At 51.2% G+C, this 24,046-nt stretch carries 19 protein-coding genes; 15 read left to right on the top strand and 4 right to left on the bottom strand.

Translation table 11 applies throughout. From position 1 onward, the window contains the following. Positions 1–23 precede the first annotated feature (23 nt). From QWY82_RS15760 to QWY82_RS15810, 11 genes are all read left to right on the top strand, one after another. A complete protein-coding gene (locus tag QWY82_RS15760; RefSeq protein WP_290264286.1) occupies positions 24–2,141 on the top strand; it encodes a PEGA domain-containing protein in 2,118 nt (705 codons plus the stop codon). Then, complete coding sequence (locus QWY82_RS15765; protein WP_290264289.1) at positions 2,138–2,401, top strand: hypothetical protein; 264 nt, start codon at positions 2,138–2,140, stop codon at positions 2,399–2,401. The genes QWY82_RS15760 and QWY82_RS15765 overlap by 4 nt, the downstream gene beginning before the upstream one ends. 26 nt (positions 2,402–2,427) lie before the next feature. Continuing rightward, a complete protein-coding gene (locus QWY82_RS15770) occupies positions 2,428–3,228 on the top strand; it encodes a MotA/TolQ/ExbB proton channel family protein (protein WP_290264292.1) in 801 nt (266 codons plus the stop codon). A gap of 8 nt (positions 3,229–3,236) precedes the next feature. Further along, complete coding sequence (locus QWY82_RS15775; RefSeq protein ID WP_290264294.1) at positions 3,237–4,550, top strand: hypothetical protein; 1,314 nt, start codon at positions 3,237–3,239, stop codon at positions 4,548–4,550. Then, positions 4,540–5,622, top strand: a complete 1,083-nt coding sequence (locus QWY82_RS15780) for a vWA domain-containing protein (protein WP_290264296.1) — start codon at positions 4,540–4,542, stop codon at positions 5,620–5,622. The genes QWY82_RS15775 and QWY82_RS15780 overlap by 11 nt, the downstream gene beginning before the upstream one ends. Then, positions 5,622–6,629 (top strand): vWA domain-containing protein, encoded by a 1,008-nt coding sequence (locus tag QWY82_RS15785; RefSeq protein WP_290264298.1) that lies wholly within the window; start codon positions 5,622–5,624, stop codon positions 6,627–6,629. The genes QWY82_RS15780 and QWY82_RS15785 overlap by 1 nt, the downstream gene beginning before the upstream one ends. 28 nt (positions 6,630–6,657) lie before the next feature. Continuing rightward, on the top strand, positions 6,658–7,347 hold the full coding sequence (locus QWY82_RS15790) for a hypothetical protein (RefSeq protein ID WP_290264299.1): 690 nt from the start codon (positions 6,658–6,660) through the stop codon (positions 7,345–7,347). Further along, positions 7,344–7,994, top strand: coding sequence for a hypothetical protein (locus tag QWY82_RS15795; RefSeq protein ID WP_290264300.1), 651 nt, complete (start codon positions 7,344–7,346; stop codon positions 7,992–7,994). The genes QWY82_RS15790 and QWY82_RS15795 overlap by 4 nt, the downstream gene beginning before the upstream one ends. A 15-nt stretch (positions 7,995–8,009) precedes the next feature. Next, positions 8,010–9,452: a M48 family metalloprotease gene (locus QWY82_RS15800; RefSeq protein ID WP_290264301.1), complete on the top strand. Its 1,443-nt coding sequence runs from the start codon at positions 8,010–8,012 to the stop codon at positions 9,450–9,452. A gap of 152 nt (positions 9,453–9,604) precedes the next feature. Continuing rightward, a complete protein-coding gene (locus QWY82_RS15805; RefSeq protein ID WP_290264302.1) occupies positions 9,605–11,236 on the top strand; it encodes a long-chain-fatty-acid--CoA ligase in 1,632 nt (543 codons plus the stop codon). A gap of 98 nt (positions 11,237–11,334) precedes the next feature. Continuing rightward, positions 11,335–12,036, top strand: a complete 702-nt coding sequence (locus QWY82_RS15810; protein ID WP_290264303.1) for an esterase/lipase family protein — start codon at positions 11,335–11,337, stop codon at positions 12,034–12,036. Between the two features lie 400 nt (positions 12,037–12,436). Here the strand turns inward: QWY82_RS15810 and QWY82_RS15815 are convergent, their stop codons facing one another. Then, a complete protein-coding gene (locus QWY82_RS15815) occupies positions 12,437–12,871 on the bottom strand; it encodes a hypothetical protein (RefSeq protein WP_290264304.1) in 435 nt (144 codons plus the stop codon). Positions 12,872–13,454: 583 nt separating this feature from the next. Between QWY82_RS15815 and QWY82_RS15820 the strand changes: the two genes are divergently transcribed. Further along, on the top strand, positions 13,455–16,280 hold the full coding sequence (locus QWY82_RS15820; RefSeq protein ID WP_290264306.1) for a collagenase: 2,826 nt from the start codon (positions 13,455–13,457) through the stop codon (positions 16,278–16,280). A 93-nt stretch (positions 16,281–16,373) separates the two neighbouring features. Here QWY82_RS15820 and QWY82_RS15825 read toward each other — a convergent pair whose 3' ends face one another. Together QWY82_RS15825 and olsF are read right to left on the bottom strand one after the other, a co-directional pair. Beyond that, positions 16,374–17,723: a DUF4397 domain-containing protein gene (locus QWY82_RS15825; protein WP_290264308.1), complete on the bottom strand. Its 1,350-nt coding sequence runs from the start codon at positions 17,721–17,723 to the stop codon at positions 16,374–16,376. A gap of 278 nt (positions 17,724–18,001) precedes the next feature. Next, positions 18,002–19,714: a bifunctional ornithine lipid synthase OlsF gene (gene olsF, locus QWY82_RS15830; protein ID WP_290264310.1), complete on the bottom strand. Its 1,713-nt coding sequence runs from the start codon at positions 19,712–19,714 to the stop codon at positions 18,002–18,004. A 164-nt stretch (positions 19,715–19,878) separates the two neighbouring features. On the opposite strand from olsF, the gene QWY82_RS15835 reads away from it, so the two are divergent. After that, positions 19,879–20,925, top strand: coding sequence for a methyltransferase domain-containing protein (locus tag QWY82_RS15835; protein ID WP_290264311.1), 1,047 nt, complete (start codon positions 19,879–19,881; stop codon positions 20,923–20,925). Positions 20,926–21,003: 78 nt separating this feature from the next. Here the strand turns inward: QWY82_RS15835 and QWY82_RS15840 are convergent, their stop codons facing one another. Continuing rightward, positions 21,004–22,581, bottom strand: coding sequence for an aldehyde dehydrogenase (NADP(+)) (locus QWY82_RS15840; protein WP_290264313.1), 1,578 nt, complete (start codon positions 22,579–22,581; stop codon positions 21,004–21,006). A 392-nt stretch (positions 22,582–22,973) separates the two neighbouring features. On the opposite strand from QWY82_RS15840, the gene QWY82_RS15845 reads away from it, so the two are divergent. Both QWY82_RS15845 and greB read left to right on the top strand, forming a co-directional pair. Then, positions 22,974–23,336 (top strand): DUF3192 domain-containing protein, encoded by a 363-nt coding sequence (locus QWY82_RS15845; protein WP_290264315.1) that lies wholly within the window; start codon positions 22,974–22,976, stop codon positions 23,334–23,336. 145 nt (positions 23,337–23,481) lie between these two features. Further along, positions 23,482–23,988, top strand: a complete 507-nt coding sequence (gene greB / locus QWY82_RS15850) for a transcription elongation factor GreB (RefSeq protein ID WP_290264316.1) — start codon at positions 23,482–23,484, stop codon at positions 23,986–23,988. Positions 23,989–24,046: the final 58 nt, after the last annotated feature.

The following is a 24,046-nucleotide window of genomic DNA, read 5'->3' on the forward strand; positions in this document are numbered from 1 at the left end:
TACCGCATGTTAACGAGAACACTATGACTGAAAAGGATCTCAAGCAGGACGATCCCAGCTCGAACCCCAATTCACCACCCGCGCAATCGGTCATCGAACCTATTGCCTTTACCCCCCATAGAACTCAAGTTAACAAACGCCGCTGGCAACCGAGCCGGCAACAATGGCTCATCGGTACACCTCTAGTGCTTGGCTTGCTAATTGTTGTTTTTCTATTGACCTCGCGCTCGGTCAGCATCGTCACCATTCCGGCAAACGCTCAATACGACATTTCCGGCGGTTTACATTTTAAGCTAGCTAATGCTTGGCTGCTGTTTAACGGGCAATACCAACTCGACTTAGAACACCCGGGCTACCAACCACTAAAAACTGCTTTTACCGTTACCGACGATGCCGAGCAACAGTTTGTTTTTGAAATGGACAAAATGCCCGGCCGGCTCGCGATAAAACTTAATAACGCCGATATCAGCGCCGACGTCTTCATCGACGACCAACCCGTCGGTACAACGGATACCGAGATTGGCCAACTCTCTCCTGGCCATCACACGCTCAAGCTGAGCCATCCGCGCTATTTAAGTCACACAGAAAGCCTGACCATTGAAGGCTTAGATAAGCTACAAACTCTGGAAATCACGCTTAACCCCGCATGGGCCAACGTGCAAATCAATACCGAGCCGGCGGGCGCCACACTTGCCATTGGCGAAACAGAACTCGGCACCACGCCGGGTAACTTTGCCATACTAGAGGGCGAGCAGCAGCTGTCCTTGCGCTTAGCGGGCTATAAAATCTGGCAAGACAACTTCGAGTTTCAAGCCGGCGAAGTAATCGACATGCCGCTCATCAAGCTACAGAAATCCGATGGTGTGATCCAATTACAAAGCCAACCCAAGGGTGCCAGCGTCACCGTCAATGGAAGTTTCTTAGGCCAAACACCGCTGGCCTTATCACTGCGGCCAAACCAACAACATACCGTTAAACTTTTCAAAGAAGGTTATGTTGATAAGCAAGCCAATGTGAGCATTGCCTCCGGCGACAGCAAAGCGCTGTTAATCTCACTGGTACCCGCGTTAGGAAAAGTTGCCCTCAGCAGCGACATCGACAACGCCGAGCTGTACGTGGACGGCAGGCTTATGGGGCGCCCCAATCAAACACTCGAACTACCTGCGAGACCCCATGTCATCAGAGTAGAAAAAGCTGGCTTCGAACCCTTTGAAGCCGAGGTAACGCCAAAGCCAGAGCTGGCGCAGCAGCTCAAAATCAGATTGCGCACGCTCGATCAAGCCAAGTGGGATAAAATTCCCGCGCGGATAAAAACGGTTACCGGCCAACAGCTCACACTTTTTAAACCCAATGCACAATTTACCATGGGCTCCTCTCGGCGCGAGCAGGGTCGACGCTCAAATGAGTCGCTTAAATCGGTGTCGCTCACTCGGGCTTTTTATGTATCGCCGCTGTTGGTCAGCAACAGTGATTTTGTCCAATACGAAAAGTTTCACTCGTCCAACCATGTCAACGGCAATAGTTTATTTGGCAATGATCAACCCGTGGTCAACGTCACCTGGGAACAGGCGGCAAAGTACTGTAATTGGCTGTCAGCGAAACAAAAGCTGCCCGCGTTTTACCAAGAGGCGGATGGAAAAATTATTGGCTTTAATGCCGATGCAACGGGCTACCGGCTGCTAACAGAAGCCGAGTGGGCATGGTTGGCGCGGGTGCAGGGCAAAGATGGCCTACGCAAATACCCTTGGGGCGATCAATTACCGCCCCCCAAAAACGCCGGCAATTATGGCGATCGCAGCGCCGCCGCCCTACTCGGCATCGTTTTACTAGACTATAACGACGGCTACCCCGTCACCTCGCCCGTGGGCAAGTTTGCCGCTAACGACAAAGGTCTCTACGACATGGGCGGCAACGCGGCGGAATGGGTGCACGATTTCTACAGCGTCGGAACCGGTCTATCCTTAAAGACAGAAACAGATTCACTCGGCCCAGAAAAGGGTGATTACCATGTTATTCGCGGTTCGAGTTGGGCCCATGGCGGCATTACCGAATTGCGCTTAGCCTTTCGCGATTACAGCGCCGAGAAACGCAATGATGTGGGCTTTAGAGTTGCCCGTTTTGTAGAGGCGAAAAAACCATGATGCGTATCCTTAACAGGTTCCTTTTATTAACTTGCGTGCTCACCCTACAGCTACCTGCGACGGCGCAAGAAAATGCTGAACCAGCCAAGGCGGCTAGTGCCGGTGAAACTGTCGCCGATGACACCACAGCACCTGCACCCACAGCGGTTGAAGACAAAACCCGTAAAAACGCCGAAGCAACGGTAAAGACACCGGCGAGCTACAACCCCACGGAAGAAATTTCCGATGATTTATCCGTATCCTTCCCCGTCGATATTTAATAATTTTTGAGACCTAAGGACAGATTATGAAACGCCACACCGGCTCAGAATTTATTTTCCAACTCTTCGCACTATTGCTCGCCATTATCATCGTGCACGCCGTCTACGTATCGCTCATTCGCCCCACAGCCAATGCGCTGCTGGAAGAGCAAATGGCGCTGCAAGCGTCGGGTCAGGCCTATGTGGCGCAACGCTCTATGTATGTAGTGCTGCGCGACTACGAGCAAGAAGCCTGCTTTATTCTCATGCTGTGGGCCATGGCCATTATGGGTTTAAAAGCGCGCAATGGCTTCGTGGAACAAAAATTATTAGACCAACAACTTTTACCCATAGATAGCAGCACCAGCGTGCTGCCAGAAGACACCCGCGCCCTGTCGCGCAATATCGAAAACTTGCCACCCAGCCAACGCTACCTACTGGTGCCACGGGTACTTTTAGCCGCGCTACAAAGATTCGGCGCCACCCACAATATCGGCGATACGGCGAACGTGGCCAAGGAAGTTTGCGACGCCGAATCCGATCGCCTCGATAGCGAGCTGGCCATGGTGAGATATATTGCTTGGGCTATTCCGTCAATCGGATTTATCGGTACGGTAAGGGGAATCGGCGAAGCCTTGGGTCAAGCTCATCGCGCCGTTGAAGGTGATATTGCCGGTGTTACTGTCAGCCTAGGGGTCGCCTTCAACTCCACCTTTGTCGCCTTGGTAATCAGCATTGTCATTATGTTTTTCACCCATCAACTACAGCTGTTGCAGGAGCGGCTGGTGTTAAATGCACAAAATTATTGCGATGAAAAATTACTTAAACAATTAAAAGCCGACAAATAGATAACCCTATGAGCTACGGTTTACTGAATTTAAACGATCATTGCATTGAATTATTCGAGGGTGAGCGGTGCGCCCTTAAAACCTCAGCGCATGTTCTGTTTCAACCCAGAGACATCATTACCGGCGACAGTGCCCAGGCTCAAATACGCATTAACCCCACACTCGCCTACAGCAAGCACTGGTTGCAGCTAGACCAAGCGCAACGAAAATTACCTAACCCCAACTTTCGCCACCACGCAGACATTGCCTACTTTCAACTCGGTCAATGGCTAGAAGGCTTTCAACAAAAGCCGCTATTGGTTGCCACAAGCTACAACTACAGCACCGAGCAATACGCGCTGCTGGCCGGCTTATTACAGGCACACAATCAAACCCCGCTAGGCTTTTGCGATAGCGGTTTGTTACAGGCAAGCGGTTATATTGCGCTTGAACAAAGCGCAGACACCCTTCTTTACTTCGTCGACTTCTCGCTCCACTCAGCCCGCCTGTTGGCCTTTCACCGGCAGCAACATCAGCTAGTGCTAGCGCAACAGTGGGATTTCCCCAACGCTGGCATTATCGAGCTACAAAACGCTTGGCTCAAAGTCATTGCCCAAACCTGTATTAAACAAACCCGCTACGACCCCTTACACAGCGCCAGTAGTGAACAACGACTTTACGCGCAACTAGCTGCAAGCTTTCAATCGCTAGCCCGCGCAGACGCAGTGGAACTGGATATAGATGGCAAGAAAATCGAGCTACAAAAGATCGACTTACTCCCTTTAACAGACAGTTTTAGGCAGGCCATCGCCGCTCAAATTGGTGCCGCGCCGTTACTGCTTAGCCAATCGGCGCAAATCTACTCAGGTTTATCGGGCATCAACCTTAGCGGCCAGCACCTACAAAGCGCTGTACTCGCCCATGAAGATTTTTTTAAACAACAAACCAGTCTACAACACCACAGCCACTTGCCGATGGCTGGCGCCCACGACATACCAAGCGCGGCACTCAATAAGAGCGATAGAAACGCGAGATCAGAGGTACAGGTCAGCCATCTACTCGATCAACACCTAGCACATCCCTTGGCAGCCCCCGCCTACCTATATCAACAGGGCGAAAAGCTCAGCCTTACAACGCAAAATGTATCGCCAGAAAATTGTGCGGCTGAGCTGGTAAAAACGGCACAGGGCTGGGAGATACGCCCAACAGCCACAGGTGTTACCTTAAACAACGCGGTGCTCACTAGGCCAGTGGCTTTACAGCTAGGCGACAAGATTGGCAGCCCGAACCATCACTACCATTTCACCTGCATCGGCTTAGTGGGTGCAAACAATGGCGCGTAAAAAGCGAGGCTTTTCTACCTTCTCACTTTCGTTCCTCGACATCATGTCCTGCGGATTTGGTGCGGTTGCCCTTATTTTCCTCATCATTAAGCACGATGTCGATACGCGCGCCGACCTACAAACAGAAAACACCAACGCCGAAGTGACCATGCTGGACGAGGAGATTCGCATCGGCAAAGAGGGTCTGGTTGCGCTCCGCAACACCCTATCGGCGCTAGACCAAGAACACGCAGAAGCACAAGGCTTAGCGCGCCGTATTCTCGAAGACGTCAATCTAACCCAAGGTAAACTGGACGAGTTTTCTAGCCGAGACATCGAAGCCGAGATACAGCGTTTAAAAGAAGAAAAAGAACAATTGCAAACCGAGATAGAGAAGCTCAAAGCCGAGGATCAGCAACGCGGTCAAGATGCACTGCGCTATACCGGCGATGGCGACAGACAATACCTGACCGGCCTCAAATTGGGTGGCTCGCGTATTTTAATACTGATCGACAGCTCGGCCAGCATGCTCGATGAAAAGCTCATTAACATTATCCGCACCCGGAATATGAGTGATGAGGTAAAGCGCGAGGCGCCCAAGTGGCGCCGCGCTACCGCGACAGTGAAATGGCTAGCCGCCCAACTACCACAGCAAAGCCAATATCAAATATACCGCTTTAACACCGACGTAAACCCCGTACTGGAGGGCACCTACGGCCAGTGGCTAAAAGTCTCAGATCAAAAGCAATTGGAGCTCGGTATTTTAAATTTGCGAAAAGTAGCGCCGACTGGCGGCACCAGTTTGGAAAAAACCTTTCACGCCGTGAATGGGTTAAACCCCCGCCCTGATAACATCATTCTTATTACCGACGGCCTGCCCACCCAAGGCATGAGCCAGCCGAAGCGCAACACAATTACCGGCCCCGAGCGAGAAAAACTGTTTAAAAGCGCCGTCGATTTGCTGCCCAAGGGCGTGCCCATTAACGTGATTTTAGCGCCCATGGAGGGCGACCCCATGGCAGCGGCGCATTTTTGGTACTTGTCACAGATCACGCAAGGCTCTTTTATTAGCCCCTCGAAGGACTGGCCATAATGAAACGCAACCGCCGCGAAACCGACGAGTTTAACGTCTCATTTTTAGACGTTATTTGCTGTGGCTTTGGCGCGATTGTTTTGTTGCTGATGATTACTAAAACTGTACCGCCAGTGGTGCTCGAACAAACCGATAGCGCGCAGAAAGGCCAAGTGGCAGACCTACAGCGTCAGCTGTTTGAGATTCGCGGTGAAACCGCTATTTTGAACCGCGATCTGAACGCCAAACATGAACAACTCGATGCCGAAACCAAGCGCATCGCCATATTGCGCGGCAAACAGCGAGAGCTAGAAGCGCGCTATGCCTCCCTCGCCCGTCAAGCGAGTAGTGAAGATAACGAACTGGGCAAACTCGCCAGAGCAACCCAAACACTGTCGGCGGAAATGCAGCGTTTGCTCGGCAATCGCTTCGAGCGAAAAAATGACATCATCGGCGGGATTCCCGTCGACAGCGAATACATTATTTTTATCATCGACACCTCCGGCAGTATGTTCAATTACGCCTGGCCGCGAATGATGGATGAGCTGATTTCGGTGCTGGATATTTACCCGCAAGTTAAAGGCATTCAAATCCTAAACGACATGGGCGGCTACATGTACACCAGTTACCGCGACGACTGGATTCCCGATACGCCTTCGCGCCGACAAGCCATTATTTCGCGTTTAAGAACCTGGAACCCTTTTAGTAATTCCAGCCCGGTCGAGGGCATTCAAAAAGCCGTGCGGAGTTTTTACGACCCCAACAAACAAATTAGCATCTACGTATTTGGCGATGAGTTCACCGGCGATTCTATCACCCAGGTGGTGAATATCGTCGACCGGCTCAACCACCACAGCGATGGCGGCGAACCGCGCGTGCGTATTCACGCCGTGGGCTTTCCGGTCCAGTTCGACGCGCGCTCGTCAAACCAAATTACCGGTATTCGCTTTGCCGCCCTGATGCGCGAATTAACCTATCGAAACGGCGGCACCTTTGTTGGACTCAACGACTATAGACGCAGACGCTAACCGGTGGCTGTGAATAAGGAGATGTGCAGTGATAAGAATTAGAATGCATCTACCCATGTTAACCCGGCTAACGGCACTTGGCTTGGCGTTGCTGTTGGGCGCCTGTGCGGGCAAGGTGGAGGTGGAAGGCGATATACCTAAACCGCTGGTGGATCAAAAAAATCTAACTGTGGCAGTGGTCAACAATACGCGCTTCCAAACCTTCCAGTACGAAGAAAAAAGCAAAGACCGATTACAGTGGACCATCGGCACCGGCGGCGCGCAACAGAAATTGCTCACAACACTGCTAGACGCCATGTTTAGCCAAACCACCTACATTGAAAATCTACCCGAAGCCGGCGAAAAGGTTAATGCCGATATTATTTTGCTGCCCAAGGTTATCGATTTCCAATATGCCATGCCCAAGGAAACCAAAGTTAATATTTTTGAGGTATGGATAAAATACAGCATTCAAGTTTATAACAACCAGGGCGCCTTAATTGCCGACTGGGTAATGCCAGCCTACGGCAAAACCCCAACCGCCTTTTTGAAGTCGGAAGACGATGCACTCAACCAAGCGGTTATGATGGCACTGCGCGACGCCGGCGCCAGTTTTATTACCGGTTTTGACCGCGTTCCGGAAATTAAGGCGTGGCTGGAACAACGACCCGCGCCAACCAAGGCAGTGCCTAGCACTGAAGAAAAGCCACTGGATTTCGACGAGGAGGCGGCGCAATGAAAGCCCTTTATTTCTGCTTGCTCTGTTTATTGCTAAACAGCGGTTGCACCTCGGTCACCGTCGACGAGTTCAAGCGCGGCAATGCCAATCTCGACGCCACCGATAGCGTGGTCGTGCTGGGTCGGCGCCATTCCAGCGACTATGAAACCGAGCCAGATTTAGTCGAGTGTATTGGCGAGGAGATCGCCTCGGGCAGTGGCATAAAAGTCATAGGCGAGCGCGAGTTTGTCGACAAACTCTACCCTTGGTTCGAACCCCGTTTAGCACCCATGTCTATTCGCAGCCTACACCGAACAGCGCAAAGAGATGACGTCGCGCACATACTGCGCGACTACGACATTCACTATATTATTTGGATAGACGGCCACACGGAAACCACCAATAGCGCCGGCTCCATTGGCTGCTCTGTGGGCCCTGGTGGCGCTGGTTGCTTCGGTTTCGGCACTTGGGATAAAGAGTCCGCTTACGAAGCCACCATTTGGGACTTCGACAAGGGGCAAGTGGTCGGCAAGATCAGCGCCGATGCCTCTGGCACCTCCTATATGCCAGCGATTATTGTACCCATACCGCTCATTGCGCGAGTGCAAAATGGCGCCTGCGAAGGCCTCGGCACACAATTGCGAAAATTTTTAAAACCCGATAATTAAGTTGAGGAAACCACCATGACACTTCAACGAACCCTACTCGCAGCGCTCGGCTTTATAGGCGTGCTCGGCGCCACCAGCTGCGCCATAAACCCTGCCACTGGCACGCCAGATTTTGTTTTCATGAGCGAAGACAGCGAAATAAGCAAAGGCAAGGAAATACACCAACAAATTATTGCCTCAACACCGGTATACCAAGACCCGGCGTTAAACGCCTATGTCAACGAAGTGGGCCAGCGCTTGGCAAAGGTTGGCGACAGACCTGAACTCACTTACACCTTTACCATCATCGATAGCCCCGATATCAATGCCTTCGCCCTTCCCGGCGGTTATATTTATATCAACCGAGGCTTGATTGGCTACCTCAGCAATGAAGCGCAGCTCGCCGCCGTACTCGCACACGAAATTGCCCACGTCACCGCGCGCCACACCGTGCGCCAAGATGCCGCGCGCAAAGGTGCCGGTGCGGTATCCGTCGCCACAGTCATCACCACCGGCAGCATGGTCGTTGCCGATGCGGCAGACTTGTGGACGGGTGCCGCCGTATCCGGCTACGGCCGCGATATGGAATTGGAAGCCGATAGTTTTGGCGCGCAGTATTTATACCGTGCCCACTACGATCCAGAAGCCATGATCGATGTCATCAGCATATTGAAAGACCAAGAGCGCTACGCCCGCTACCGCGCAAAAGAAGCCGGCAAAAAGCAGCAGAGCTACCACGGTGTTTTCTCCACCCACCCACGCAATGACCAACGCTTGCAAGAAGTGATAGCGACGGCCGGCACATTGCCAGAGGATGCCGATAAACAACTTAACACCGACATCTTTCGCCAAAAGACCAACGGCTTGGTGGTGGGCATTAACTATGACATGGCCTTGCCCGGCCAAGAAAATCGCTACATCCATGCCAAGCTCGGCTTTACTTTTGTTCACCCGGAGGGATGGGCCGTTGAAAATCAACGCAGTGCCTTGGCGGTAAAACCGGCCGATGCTCACACCCAACTCACTCTGGGCATCGCTATGTTAAAAGTGCCCATGGAGCCCAGCGCCTATTTACGCGATGAATTAAACATTGGCTTGCTAACGCAATCGGAACCGTTAAATCAATTTGGCTTGGTGGGTCATATGGGCGTTGTGAGCGCCAAGGAATCACAACCCGCCACCCGTGTCGCCGTGCTCTTTCAAGGCAATCGCGCTTACAATTTTTCCGGTGTCATTACCAAAGATGAGGACGATGATAACTTTAAAAAGATCATCAGCACTTTCCAGCCCGCCAAGGCGCCACCGAAAGGCGCCTCGAAACATTTACGCTATGTTAAGGCGAACGCCAACACCACCTATCAGGCTCTGTCAGACCACGGTCGCCTGGGTCAACATGGCCCAGATCAATTGCGCCTGCTCAATGGCGACTATCCCCGTGGCGAACCCACACCAGGCGAATGGATTAAAATTGTCGAATAACCCAAGCACCTTTGTTGACCTTCAACGCCAATTGATCAAGGCGAGCTTGCCAGTCGGGAACTAAGGCTTTAGGTTGGAGGTCAACACAGGCACGCTTGCCACAGTATCGAATCGGACAAAAACATAAGACTAAGCCAACGAGAGGATTGCGCATGTTAGGGCAAATGATGAACACCCCTTTAACCACCACCAGCATCATGCACTTTGCTGAAAAGGTCTACGCCAACAGCGAAATTGTGAGCGTTACCGCAGACAACCCGAATCATCGCTACACCTATGCCGATGCCTTTAAACGGGTGCGCAAGCTCGCCAACGCGCTGGCAAAACTGGGCGCTAAAAAAGGCGACTGCATCGCGACATTGGCATGGAACGACTATCGCCACTTTGAGCTCTATTACGGTATTTCCTGTTCGAGTATGGTGTGCCACACCATCAATCCGCGTCTGTTTCCCGAACAGCTGCAATACATTATCAATCACGCCGAAGATCAGTTTCTTTTCATCGATGTGATGTTTATTCCGCTGCTGGAAAAGCTGGCACCAAGCCTAACAAAGGTAAAAGGCTTTATCGTGTTAACCACAGCCGAGATGATGCCCAAACAAACAACCTTAAAAAATCTCCATTGTTACGAAACCTTATTGGCGAACGAAGCGGACACCTTTGACTGGCCAGCTATAGACGAAAACGATGCCAGCGCACTGTGTTATACCTCGGGCACTACGGGCAACCCTAAAGGTGTTTTATACTCGCACCGCGCCACCATATTGCACACCTACGCCACCGCCATGCCCGATGTCTTTGGTATTTCAGTGCGCGATGTGGTGTTGCCCATTGTGCCCATGTTTCACGTCAACGGCTGGGGTTTGGTGTACACCTGCCCGATGATTGGCGCAAAGCTGGTTATGCCGGGGCCGAAAATGGGCGACGGTGAAACCCTGTGCAAACTGATCAACCAGGAAGCCGTCACCGTATCCGCGGGTGTACCGACTGTGTGGCTGGCGCTGCTAAATTATTTAGAGCAAAGCCAACAGCAAATTCCCACCCTTACCCGTGTCGTTACCGGTGGTGCGGCTTGCCCGCAGCCTATCTTCGACAACTTTCGCGAGAAGCACGGCGTAGAAGTGCACCAAGCATGGGGTATGACGGAAATGAGCCCGCTCGGCACTTACAACACGTTGAAGCCGCACATGGTCAATTGGTCGGAGCCAGAAAAAACCAAGGTGCGGTTAAAGCAAGGCCGCCCGGCCTACGGTGTCGAATTGAAAATCACAGACGATCACAACAACGAATTACCCTGGGATGGAAAATCGTCCGGCGCCGTAAAAGTGCGCGGGCCGTGGGTTATTCAGCGCTACTTCAAAGCAGAACATGACGCCTGCGACGCCGACGGCTGGTTTGAAACCGGCGACGTTGCCGTGATGGATAGCGAAGGCTATATGAACATCACCGATCGCACAAAAGACGTGATCAAATCCGGTGGCGAATGGATTTCTTCTATCGAGCTCGAGAATTGCGCCATGACCCACCCGCAAGTGCTCGAGGCGGCCGTGATAGGTATTAATCACCCGAAATGGACTGAGCGACCACTGCTCGTTGTAGTCGCTAAACCAAACCAAGTTATCGACAAAGCTGGACTGCTAAAATGGTTCGACGGAAAAGTGGCTAGCTGGTGGATACCGGAAGCGTGCGAACTGGTAGACGAACTGCCCCACACAGCCACAGGTAAAGTCAGCAAAAAAGATTTACGGGTTACCTTCGAAGGCTATGTCTGGCCATCAGTCTAATCAATACGCATAATTTTGACAAAGACGCCGGGTAATACTGGCGTTTTTTATTAAAACTGTTGCAGCAACAACGCTGCTTGGTAATGAATTCTCCTCCCATGATAAAAGTTATTACGCTCTTACTCGTTGGTATGGTGCCAACACTGGCCCAAGCCGCCTGTGTCATTTTACTGCACGGTCTCGCCCGTTCACCCAGCTCTATGGAAAGCCTTGAACAGGCGCTCACCAGCGAGGGGTTTAAGGCCGTAAATCTTGGTTACCCATCGCGCCAATTTGCCATTGATGAACTTGCAGAACTTGCCATTACACCCGCACTTGAACATTGCGCTAAAGAGGATGACATTCATTTTGTCACCCACTCCTTGGGTGGCATTTTGGTGCGCCAATACTTAACCGAATACAAAATAGACAATTTAAAGTATGTGGTGATGCTGGGGCCGCCCAACCAAGGTAGCGAAGTTGTCGATAAACTCGAGGCAGTGCCCGGCTTTCACTTCATCAATGGCGACGCCGGGCTGCAGTTGGGCACCGGCGCGCTCAGCGTGCCAAATAGTCTCGGCCCCGCTAATTTTAATGTGGGTATTATTGCCGGCAGCAAAAGTATCAATTGGATACTCTCAGCCTTAATTCCGGGCACAGACGATGGCAAAGTTGCTGTTGAGCGCACCACACTCGAGGGCATGAACGACCATGTCGAACTGCCCGTAACCCATCCGTTCATGATGAACAATGATCAGGTTATTAGCGAAGTAATTTATTATCTTAAACGTGGGCAGTTTAGTGCGCGGGAGGGGAAGTAGTTTTTAGCGGCAAGCAGGATGGCCTGCCCTTGCAAGCTACAAGCTACAAGCAGGATGGCCTGGCCCTGCAAGCTACAAGCTACAAGCTACAAGCTACAAGCTACAAGCTACAAGCTACAAGCTACAAGCTACAAGCTACAAGCTACAAGCTACAAGCTGCAAGCTGCAAGCTGCAAGCAGGATGGCCTGCCCCTGCAAGCTACAGGCTACAGGCTACAGGCTACAAGTAGGATAGCCTGCTCCTACAAGTAGGAAAGCATGGCCTTTAAAGCGATTAAGATCACCGCCCGCAGCAGTTTCAGGGCTTCAACAATTTAAACGGTAGGACGCACCAAATTAATGCGCACAGAAGCTGTGAGCACCAATTTAATGCAATAGCTCAAGCGTCTTTCTCTACAACTTACTTAGCTTGTGCGAACAGCATTTGGTATTCGCGCATGGAACTTTGCACGATTTTGGCAAAGCTTTCTGCATCCAGATGGGCTATTTTATCGTGTGTTCGCTCACAGATAAGTGCCACATGGTCGGCCTTTTGAACTTCTGGTTTAGGCAGCCCAGCAAGTCCTAAACTGTAGCTAGATTTGGCTCGTTCGATAAACCGGGTAGTCTTAACGGGCGCACTTTCTTGGCGTAACTGCGCCAGCTGACGTAGGGCTTCGTAGAGTTGCTCCATGTTCTTCGCCCCCATGTGTTCGCAGTTATCAACGCTGTTTTCATAGCGCAACAGCACCAAGTCAGCGGTGAGCGACAGCGCCTCCTCCTCGCTTAGCCCCTGCCCAAGGGTGAGCGAAGAAAAACCAATAAGTACAAAAAAAATCGCAGCAGACTTGATCAAAACTCGGCACATATTGTTATATTCCACATCCTCATGTCGCCCTCGTGAACGACTGTAACAAGTTCAATACAAATAACGCGCCAATAGACAGTAGTCGCACGAAAATAGAAACAAGGGTAAATAATCGCCCATTACTTCAACGTCCACTTCGGTTAAATAACCCGTTAACAAATACCCACGCACCAAACTCGCTGCCACAACAGGTATACAACGCCTAGGCGAAACCCATAGCCCCCCCCTACAACACCGCTTCATCAAACAGCTGACGAAATCAAAATCTGGCTAAGACACACCTCAATTTAGAGAAAATACTGCTTAGGCAAATCCAGCTAATAGCAAATTGAAATAAATAACGAAGGGAAACACCACTAGGTTCACGGATTTGTCACATATACGGTAAATTTCACGCCAAGACTATTGTATACAATATATCAATAAACTAGAGTGGCTAGCGGTCGTTTAGGTAACGCGGCCATAACCTATCGATATTTGTTAGCCATTAATGGACAGCTATCCCTTGATAACTCTTCGTCAATAACAAGGCAAAAAGGCAAGTATCGGTCACTTTTAATGAGAGGACCCCATGAAAATTAATAAAAACCGTGGTCTGCTATCGCTATCTCTTGCTCTATCGCTTCTAGCATCCGGCGCGAGTATGAGTAGCAATGCCCAGCAAGCCCCCCTGTCCCAATCTGTACCCATTACCCCGAACAGCCAAACCCATCATGCGCCGGTCGAGCCAATGCCCGATAGACTTTCGCCGCAGACCCTGTCACCGCAAACCCAGACGCTACAAACGCAAACCCAACACAATCAAAAGCTCGCTACGACTATGGCGGCGCTTGCCACCTGCGATACCAACGGCTATGGCACCAAAACTGGCCAGAGTTTGGTGGACCATATCCTGGTGCAAGATATCGGTTGTATTAATGATTTATACACCGCCAACAGCACCAGCTTTGCCGCCTTTCAGAACAGCAAAATGATAACGGTTGCCAACGCTGCAGCAACTATGGCCGCCAGTTATAGCGCCAGTGGCGGTAGCAATAGCATCAACAACTTGTACTATTTTTTGCGCACCGGTTATTACCACGAGTACTACAGCCCGAACGACGTTGGCCCCTACGCCGGCAGCGTGCAAAACGCCGTGCGCAGTGCATTGGATAATTTCGTCAATAATCCAGACTTCTACGCGAATTCCGACCAGCATGGCAAAAACATTAAGGATGCCATTATTCTGATCGACAGCGCCGGAGAAAATGCACGCTATCTGCCCATGATTAAACAATGGCTGAGCCGCTGGAACGCCAGCTATGCCACGTCATTTAATATGCGCTCATCAGTGAACGGCATTTTCACGGTTTTATTTCGCGGTCACTATCAAGCAGATTTCCAAGCCTTGGTAAAAACCGACACACAGCTGGCGCAGCAACTGGGTAGTTTTGCTCGCCAAGATTGGATGCTGGCGACGGATGCACTTTATCTGCAGGAAAACGCTGCCGGAGAATTGGCGCGCTTTCTGCAATACAAAACCTCAGCTGCCTACCCCACCATAAAAGCGGAAGTACAGGCGATTCTCAATCGCTACAGCTTAAATGGTACAGGCAGATCTGTATGGCTACGCACGGCGACGGTGGTTGACTACCAAGGTCAATGCGCAGATTTTAACATCTGTGGTTTCAAAGCTGATTTGGAAGCCCAAGTGCTGCCACTCACGCACACCTGCAGTAGTTCACTGGTTATGCGTGCAGAAGCCATGACCAACGCACAATTCGCGGATTCCTGTGATCAACTTTCAGCACAGGAAAGCTACTTCCACGATAAATTAGCCACCAGCTATAACCCGGTAGCCGACGATTTAAATACCAAATTGGAAATGGTGGTGTTTAATAACAGCGCTAGCTATCAGGAAAACGCCGGTGTGCTATTTGGCATAGACACCAACAACGGCGGCATGTATTTGGAAGGCAACCCAGCCGATGCCAACAACCAAGCACGCTTTATCGCCTACGAGGCCGAGTGGCTACTGCCTGAATTCCACATCTGGAACCTAACCCACGAATACGTGCACTATCTCGATGGCCGGTTTAACCTAAAAGGCGATTTTGGTGCGGCCAGAACGGGCACACACAAAACCGTTTGGTGGATCGAAGGGTTAGCGGAATACATTTCTAAGAAAGACTATAACGATACGGCGATTAATCTCGCCCGCACCAAAGCCTTCACCTTAGGCACCATTTTTTCAAATGATTACAACAGTGGACAAGATCGCGTCTACCGTTGGGGCTACTTAGCGGTGCGCTTTATGTTTGAGCGCCACCCCAGTGAAGTCAATCAAATGCTGCAATATTTCCGCGCCGGCAATTACGATGGCTACCTCAGCTACATCAACAGTATTTCAAACCTTTACCAAAGTGAATGGAACACCTGGCTAGGTACCGTACAAAGTACTAATACACCTACGCCACCGGTAGACGACAAACTGTTAAGCAACGGCCAGTCGCGCACCATTGCTTCGCCAAGCAATAATAGCCCGCTGGAGTTCTACATTGATCTACCCACCAACGCCACCAACCTATCCTTCGTGATATCCGGCGGTACCGGTGACGCCGATATTTACGTCAAACGCGCAACGGCGCCTACTAGCAGCAGTTACGATTGCAGACCCTACCGCACAGGCAATGCCGAAACCTGCAGCTTCGCCACGCCAGCCCCAGGCCGTTGGTATGTGCATGTTTATAGCTACGCAACTTTCGCCAATGTTAAGTTGGTTGCCAGTTACAGCGCCGGCGGCAATAGCAACGCAGCACCGACTGCCGTTGTTAATGGCCCTTACACCGGCACAGCACAGCAAAGCGTGAACTTTAGTAGCAGCGGCTCAGTAGACAGTGATGGCAGCATAGCGAGTTATGCTTGGAGCTTTGGCGACGGCAACACCAGCACCCAGGCTAATCCAACACACACCTATGCCAGCGCGGGAAACTTTACGGTGAAATTAACCGTTACCGACAACCAGGGCGCAAGCCATTCAGCGAGTACCACAGCCACCATCGCACAAGGTGGCGGCAATGGCTTAACCAATAGTTGCCTCACCCAAGCTGCAACGGATTATGTATCCTTGAGTTCGCAACAGCCGGTCTGCGTTACCACCAAAACTAACGGTACCTTGTACTTTTATTTCTACGTCAATAACGCAACGCAACTGACCTTGCGCACAGGTTTCGGCACCGGTAATGCAAACCTGTATTACAGCAACAGCAGCTGGCCTTCTACCACGCAGTTTAGTAAGTCCTCTACAAGCGCCGGCAACAGCGAAACCATTACCGTGAACAACCCCAATACAGGTTGGCACTATGTGATGATTAGCGGCAGCCATGCTGGTTTAACACTACAAATGGATCAACAGTAAACTTTCGTTAACCCATTAACAGGAAAACAAGGGCGCCTAGGCGCCCTTGTTTTTTTGTTCAGTAGCTTATTCACTAAAGCGACTTCAATCTCACTAAATAGGCGCCAAACCGTCGAGCCCAATAACACCCAGAGGCGTGGTCAAGCCAACACCGTCGCGTGCAATTGCCGTGTAAATACCGCCGTTTTCTAAGCTCACTGATACTCGAATGGCCTCTGTCGTTGTTCCTGTAGGCGTAATCACAACATCGTAATCACCAGCGGCTAAGCTCACGTAACCGGTATCAGCTTTAAACGGAATATCAGAGAAAGCTGGCGATGCCATGCTGATATCTGCCAACTGCTCGACCACATAAATATCCACATTACCGGCAAGGCTCGACCCATGAATCAATCGCACACGCGCTTCAGTGGCAACACTGCGTTCGTTATCGGTTAACACCAAAGGTTCAATATTAGCGAGTTGATTCAGCGCAATAACAGTGTATGAAGCTCCATTTGCCAACGCGACACCGTCGGCGTTAATCACCGCCGATGTGGTGTTAGCGGCTGTTACTTCAATGTCGTAGTCACCAGCGGCGAGATTGACATAGCCAACGGCATTAGGAAATTCCAAATCCTCAATGGCCGGCATTGCGGCATCATTCAAGTAGACATCAACCGCCGGGGCATCGGCTGAATCGTGCACCACACGTAAATTTGCACCGTCATTTTGGTCGTGCAGAATGGCTACCGCATCGCCATCAAGTACCGCCAACTTAATCGGCGCATCGTCAGTTCTAAACGTTGGGATAGCACCTACAAGAAGGTCTTTACCGGCGGATAAATTAACGGTGCCAGAATCATATACCAACGTATCGTCAGCGAGCGTGACTCTAATTCGATAATCGCCAGCGGCCACTTCTACCGGTCCTAACACCTCACCGAATGAAAAGGTACCAAGCGGATCTAAACCGGTAATATCATCGGTCGGCGCTGTAACAAATACGTTTACGGCTGGTGCAGTTGCCGTTAAATGAGCGACTCTCACTCGAACTAAGCTGGCATCGCTTAAGCTGCCGCTATCGGAAATTACAATGGGTTCTATGTCGGCTACAGCATTTGCCGCAATAACATCATAATGGGTATCACCCACCAAATCCAAATCTACAGGACCAATAACAGTAACATTGCCTGCGGGCACAATACCCTCCACAGCAACGGTATAGGTACCTTCATCAAGGGTCAACACACCTGTAGATTGTGCATAATCTAAACCGGCTGCGGCTTCGCCACCATTAACCAAAAGGTTTACCGCGGGCGCATCTGGTGATGCATGAAACACTCTCACGCTGGTGGATAAAACTTCCGGCTCAACGATAGGATCATCATCGTCGTCATCAAATGGGCAGCCAGCCAATACCAACGGCAACAAGCCCACTGCAGCAAGGGTTCTAATATTCATCTCAGTCATCCTTTTTTGGCGAAGTGTTTGTTTAAAATTGCACCGGTGTTACGGCGCCAAACAGGCAAAGGACTGGAAAATAGTGATTGAATTTTTAAATGAATCCAATAGCAGTGAAGCGTGCGTATAATGCTGTTTTAGTCAATAAATGAAAGTATATGGATAGCAAAGCACGGAGGCTATTGAAACGCTTGCTATCCCACTGGACAGCAGATAACGAGGCGAAAACGCCCTGGCATCTGCTTTCGGGGAGGTAATTAATTATTAGTTAGGTATTTTTAAGAACCTAAATAACGTTTGCGCTTAGCGGCTTTTAAGGCGTGTAGATCGGCAATGAATAAACCGTCAACACAATGGCCAAACTCAGCGTCCACGCCAAAATCCATGAGGGTAAAACCACCCTCTTCAAACAATGCTGCATACTGCTTAAACAGCACGGGCATCTTACAGTCTTCCGCTGCGAAGGCGGCCTGCAATCGCTTAAAGCTCACCTCTCTGTCGCACTCGCCTAATTCTAAATCCAAAGCCTCTTGAATGTGTGGCTCCAAGACGAAAGGTTGATGGCTTAAGGCCAAGAGCTGCTCACTGGCATGGAAGTTTTGATAATGGTGCACCAGCCTATTGCGTAAATGTTTCGGAATATCGGCACTCATTGACACGGGGCCAACTAAATAGCGAACATCGGGTCGGTGCTTTAAAAACACACCCAAGCCCTGCCATAAATAATCCAAGCTATTTTTACCCCAGTAATAAGGCGAAACGAAGCTACGCCCCAACTCTACAGCTTGGGATAACAATGGCATTGCGGCCGCTTGATAGGTGAACAACTCAGCCGTGTATAAGCCCTCGACGCCCTGCTGCTCAATAATTTGGCGACAGTCGCCTAGGCGATAACCACCGGCAATGGCCAAACGCTGGTTATCCCACAGGATCAAGTGTTGATAGGTGCGATCATAGTTATCCAAATCCCGACGCGAACCAGTGCCCTCGCCCACCTTGCGAAAGGTTGCTTCGCGCAAGCGCCCAAGCTCGCGCATGAGTGGCGAATCTTCCAAATACTGCGCCAGATAGATTTGATTGCTATCGCGTGTTGCACCGAGCAGTGTTTGAAAGCTCAGCTGCTGTTTTAAAGCGTTGGCATTTTCTGGGTGCGCTAAGGTCTTTTCGGTGACGAAGCCATTGGCATTGCCCTTGCCCATTTTGTAGATATACTTTTTTAAGCGCGCCGCCACCGATCTATCGGCAACTTGAAGCGCTTCAAAGCCTTTTGCCGGCAGTGGGTCGCCGACGCGAAACTTTATATCTGTATGGTTTTTATTAAACATCTCGCGCGCTAACCACAGGGTACTGAGCGGCTTGTAAATCATCGACAAGCTGTAAAACAAGGCTGAATTACGGGCTTCGATATGAACAGGTAAAATATTGGCGCCGGTTTTACGGGCAAAATGTAGGAAGCCCGTCTGCCAGCGCCCGTCGCGCACACCCACAGGGCTAACTCGGGACACCTCACCCGCCGGAAACACAATAATCGCACAGTCGTCTTCTAACGCTTCGATTACCGCTCGGTAACTTTTGCGGTAGGACGACTGGCCCATATTATCGATGGGGATCAGAAGCTCGGATAATTGACTGAAAGAAGCCAACAAATCATTGGCGACTATTTTAACATCGGCGCGAATCTCGCCCACGGCGCGCAGTAACGCTAGCCCATCCAATGAGCCTATTGGGTGATTGGCCACTATAACCACGCGCCCCTCTGAGGGAATATTGGCTCGGCTCTTTGACGACAGGCTGTAGCTAAAATTGAAATACTCAAACACTTTATCGATAAAGCTAAAGTTTTTAAGGTCTTTATGCTCGAGTAAGAAATTATTAATTTCGTCTTGGTGTACCAGCTTGCGAAAGACTCCCAATGCTGACTGACGCACAATCGGAGAGCTGGTGCCCAACCAAGGTAACTTCGTAGCGACAGATTGTTCAACATTGATCATCATTTTCACCTTAAATTTGCTATCTTCCTGAGCAAGTTAACGCTCTGGCGTGACAAATTCGTGGCAGAGATGTGACAAAAATAAGACCATTCTGTAACAATAGGCACCCACGTAGCTCAAACTGCCCTACGACAATGGCACACTTCTTTCCTTTGGGGATATTCATGCGCGAAGATGTTAAGACCTACTACGGCGAAACCCTGCAACAATCTTCAGACCTACAAACCAACGCCTGTTGCACCGGCGAACAGCCACCTGAATATTTAAAACCCATATTGGCCGCCATCCACGATGAGGTGCACGCTCGCTACTACGGCTGCGGCCTAGTGCTACCCGAACACATTGAAGGCCTGCGCATATTAGATTTGGGATCAGGCGCCGGGCGAGATTGCTATGCCCTATCGGCGCTGGTGGGGGAACAAGGCTCTGTGATTGGCGTGGACATGACTGAGCCGCAACTGGATGTAGCAAGGCGCCACATCGACTATCACCGCGGAAAATTCGGCTATAAAATCGCCAACGTCACTTTCCTGCAGGGGGAGCTCGAGCATCTCGATCGGCTCGACATTCCCGACAATAGCCTTGATGTTATCGTGTCTAACTGCGTGATCAACCTATGTACCGACAAAGCCGCCGTGCTAAAGCAAGCCTACCGGTTACTTAAGCCAGGTGGCGAAATGTATTTTTCCGACGTTTATGCCGACCGGCGTATGCCCGCGCAGCTAGCGCAAGACCCAGTGCTATTTGGCGAGTGTTTATCGGGCGCTTTTTATTGGAATGATTTTCACAATACGGCCAAAGCCTGCGGCTTCTTAGATCCGCGCTTGGTAAAGGACGCGCCTATCAGCATCGAAAACCAAGCATTAAAGGCGAAGTGTGGCGACATTCAATTTTTTTCCGCCACTTACCGGTTATTTAAGCTTGCCGAGTTAGAGCCCTTCTGTGAAGACTATGGCCAGGCCGTCATCTATAAAGGTAGCATCGAACATCACCCTCACAGTTTCACCCTAGATAAACACCACCACATTGCCACGGGAAAAGTCTTTCCCGTGTGCGGTAACACCTGGCGCATGTTGCACGACACGCGCTTCAACGCGCATTTTGACTTTATTGGTAACTGGGACAAACACTTCGGCATTTTCGATGGTTGCGGAACCGCCCTACCCTACGATACCGAGGCTGCCACCAATAGCGGTAGCGCCTGCTGCTAATCATGTCAGCGAGTTTACCGACGAGCTTGGCACTCACAAGCTCGCCGTAAACATCAATCAATAAAAGCGCCGAAGGTATTAACCCCTCACGCCATCCACAAGGCGCTGTAAATTATCGGGGTTAGCGTCTTGCAATGCCGCGGGTAAAAAGTCATCGGGCAAGGCCTGATAGCAAACCGGCCGCAAGAAGCGCATGATCGCGGCCGTGCCAACTGAGCTGGTGCGGCTATCTGAGGTGGCGGGAAAAGGCCCGCCGTGCACCATGGCGTGACACACTTCGACACCCGTGCCAAATCCATTCCAAATAATACGCCCAACTTTCAACTCCAAGGTCGCAATAAGTTGCCGCACCAATTGGGGATCATCATCGCCGTCTGCATGAATGGCGCCAGTTAATTGACCTTGTAGCTGCGCCAGCACATCAAACAATTGCGCTTCACTATCGCACTCGACCACGAGCGCCAAAGCGCCGAAGACCTCCTCGTGCAATTGAGCATTGGCCATAAAATCTGCACCACTCACCCGGTATAAACCCGCTTGGCACTGATAGGGTTGTGCTGAATTTTTACCGCGCGCCACTTCGCTAACGCCCGGCGCCTGACTTACTCGTTCAAGCCCAGAGAGATAGGCCTGATGAATAGCCGGCGACAACATGGTTTGACTAGCAGCGGACACTAAACATGCGGCCGCGTGATCGAAATAGCGGTTCAGCCCTTCGCCCTTGACGGCAATGACCAAACCTGGGCTGGTACAAAATTGTCCAGCGCCCATAAGCATGGACGCTACATGAGCCTCGGCAATGGTTGCGGCGCGATGGTTCAACGCTTGGGGCAACAGAAAAACCGGATTGATCGAGCTCATCTCCGCATAAACCGGAATGGGTTCTCGGCGCTGCGCGGCGATCGTCATCAACGCCCTACCGCCAGCCTGAGAGCCGGTAAAACCCACAGCTTTGATGCCGGGGTGCGCGACTAAGCTTGCCCCCAACTGCGGGCCAGTGCCAAACAACAAAGAGAATACGCCTTCTGGCAGGCCACAGACTTGCACTGCTGCTCGCACAGCACGACCAACGAGCTCGGAGGTACCGGGATGAGACGAGTGCGCCTTGACGATAACCGGGCAACCGGCCGCCAACGCGGATGCGGTATCGCCCCCCGCCACCGAAAACGCCAAGGGGAAGTTACTGGCGCCAAACACCGCCACAGGGCCCAAGGCAACCTGGCGGTAGCGATGGTCCGCACGGGCCAGCGGCGCGCGCGCCGGTTGCGCCGGATCTATGCGCGCATCTTGGTAATGACCCTCGCGTACCACCTGGGCAAACAAACGCAACTGCCCTACCGTTCGCGCCCGCTCGCCTTCAATACGCGCCTGCGGCAAGCCGGTTTCGGCCATGGCCCGCTGCACTAAGGTGTCGCCCAAGGCCATTATCTGCTCGGCTATAGCATTTAAAAAATCGGCCCGCTGGCGTAAGGGTAAATGGCGATAGGTATCAAAAGCATGGGTCGCCAAGCGACAGGCTTGCGCCACCTGCTGCTCGCCGCCGCAGCCAAAGGCGGGCTGCAGCTGCTCCCCGGTTACGGGGTTCAGCGCAAAGATCGGCGCTTGACTGCCCATGACATCACTGGCACCGATCAACATCTGCCCGCTCACTTTCATATGTCACCTCAAGATTGAATAACTGCGGCAAGCCCGCAACTGGTATTTAAACCATACCAGAAGCTACTGGTACGGTAAATAGACCAGATTTCAGGTGACAATCTTTTAAGACATGGGTGCCGAGCTAGCATTGCCCAGACGCAAAGTTCAGCCTCATAGTACCGGCGATTTGCACAGCGGCTTTACTCGCGCTGGCTCGCGCAAAAGCTGCGCAAAACCCGCACAAGTGTGCGGCAGGCTCCAACCGGAAAAGCCATTCACCTCAGATAAGCATCACGCCATCTCGGCAACACGACACAAGGAATTTTATCTGCGCTCAATTGGGCTTCATAAGATAAAAAATAACGTTAGGATGCAGCCATAACATTTCATCCAAAAAAGGACGCCATCACATGAAGCTTACCTCCCTCCTTCTCGCCACGGTTACCGCAAGCCTGCTTAGCGCGTGTATTTACATCAATAAAGGCGGCGATTCCAACAGTGACTGGGAAAAAACCGAGCGCGAGAACAAAGCGGTTATTTCCAGCTTGCAAATTAATACCGCCGAAATGGACATTCGTAGCCGCTTAGGCGAACCAGACTTTAGCGAAGGCTACACGGATAACGATGCCGATGTTCGCGTTTTGTTTTACCGTACCCAACGACAAAAAGAAGATGGCATCACCAGCAAAAATGAATGTACACCGCTGGTATTTCGCAACGGTAAACTGATCGGCTGGGGCGATAAAGCTTATTCCTCACACCAGAATCATTAACAGACGCACGCCGCCCAGCCGAGGCCGGCGCTAGGTTCGGCAGCCAAACTATTTTTTGACTGCCGAAATTTCATGATCTTTTTACGCCAGCAGATCCATTCCGTGGCAAAATAGCCGCTCTAGAACAATTCTTTTCGGAGCTATCATGGGTCGCTGGCGCCCCCCTACTCGCCGAGGTTCGGCCTATATTACCCCTGCCGGTGCGCGCGCACTGCAAGCAGAGCTCACGCAACTTTGGAAAGTCGAGCGACCCCTGGTCACCAATACCGTGCACGAAGCAGCCAAAAATGGCGACCGCTCGGAAAACGGCGATTACATTTATGGCAAGCGTCGATTACGTGAAATAGATAGCCGCGTACGCTTTCTGAGCAAGCGACTCGATGAGCTAACCGTGGTCGACCGGCTGCCCGACGACCAAGACAAAGTCTTCTTTGGCGCCTGGGTTACGCTAGAAGATGCCGACGGCAAGGAAAAGCGCTATCAAATTGTGGGACCAGATGAATTCGATGTGAGCGCCGGAAAAATCAGCATGGACTCACCGCTGGCCAAGGCTGTACTGGGCAAGCGATTAGATGACGAGGTATGGATTGTAATTGGCGAACAAAAAAATCTTTGTTGTATTACCCAGGTGGAATACACAGCGTATGAGTAGCAGATAACAGCTAAGCGGATGGCCTGATCCGACACTTCGGCCCCCAGCTAACAGCTAA

The sequence above is a fragment of the Simiduia curdlanivorans genome (genome assembly GCF_030409605.1).
Lineage (GTDB): Bacteria > Pseudomonadota > Gammaproteobacteria > Pseudomonadales > Cellvibrionaceae > Simiduia > Simiduia curdlanivorans.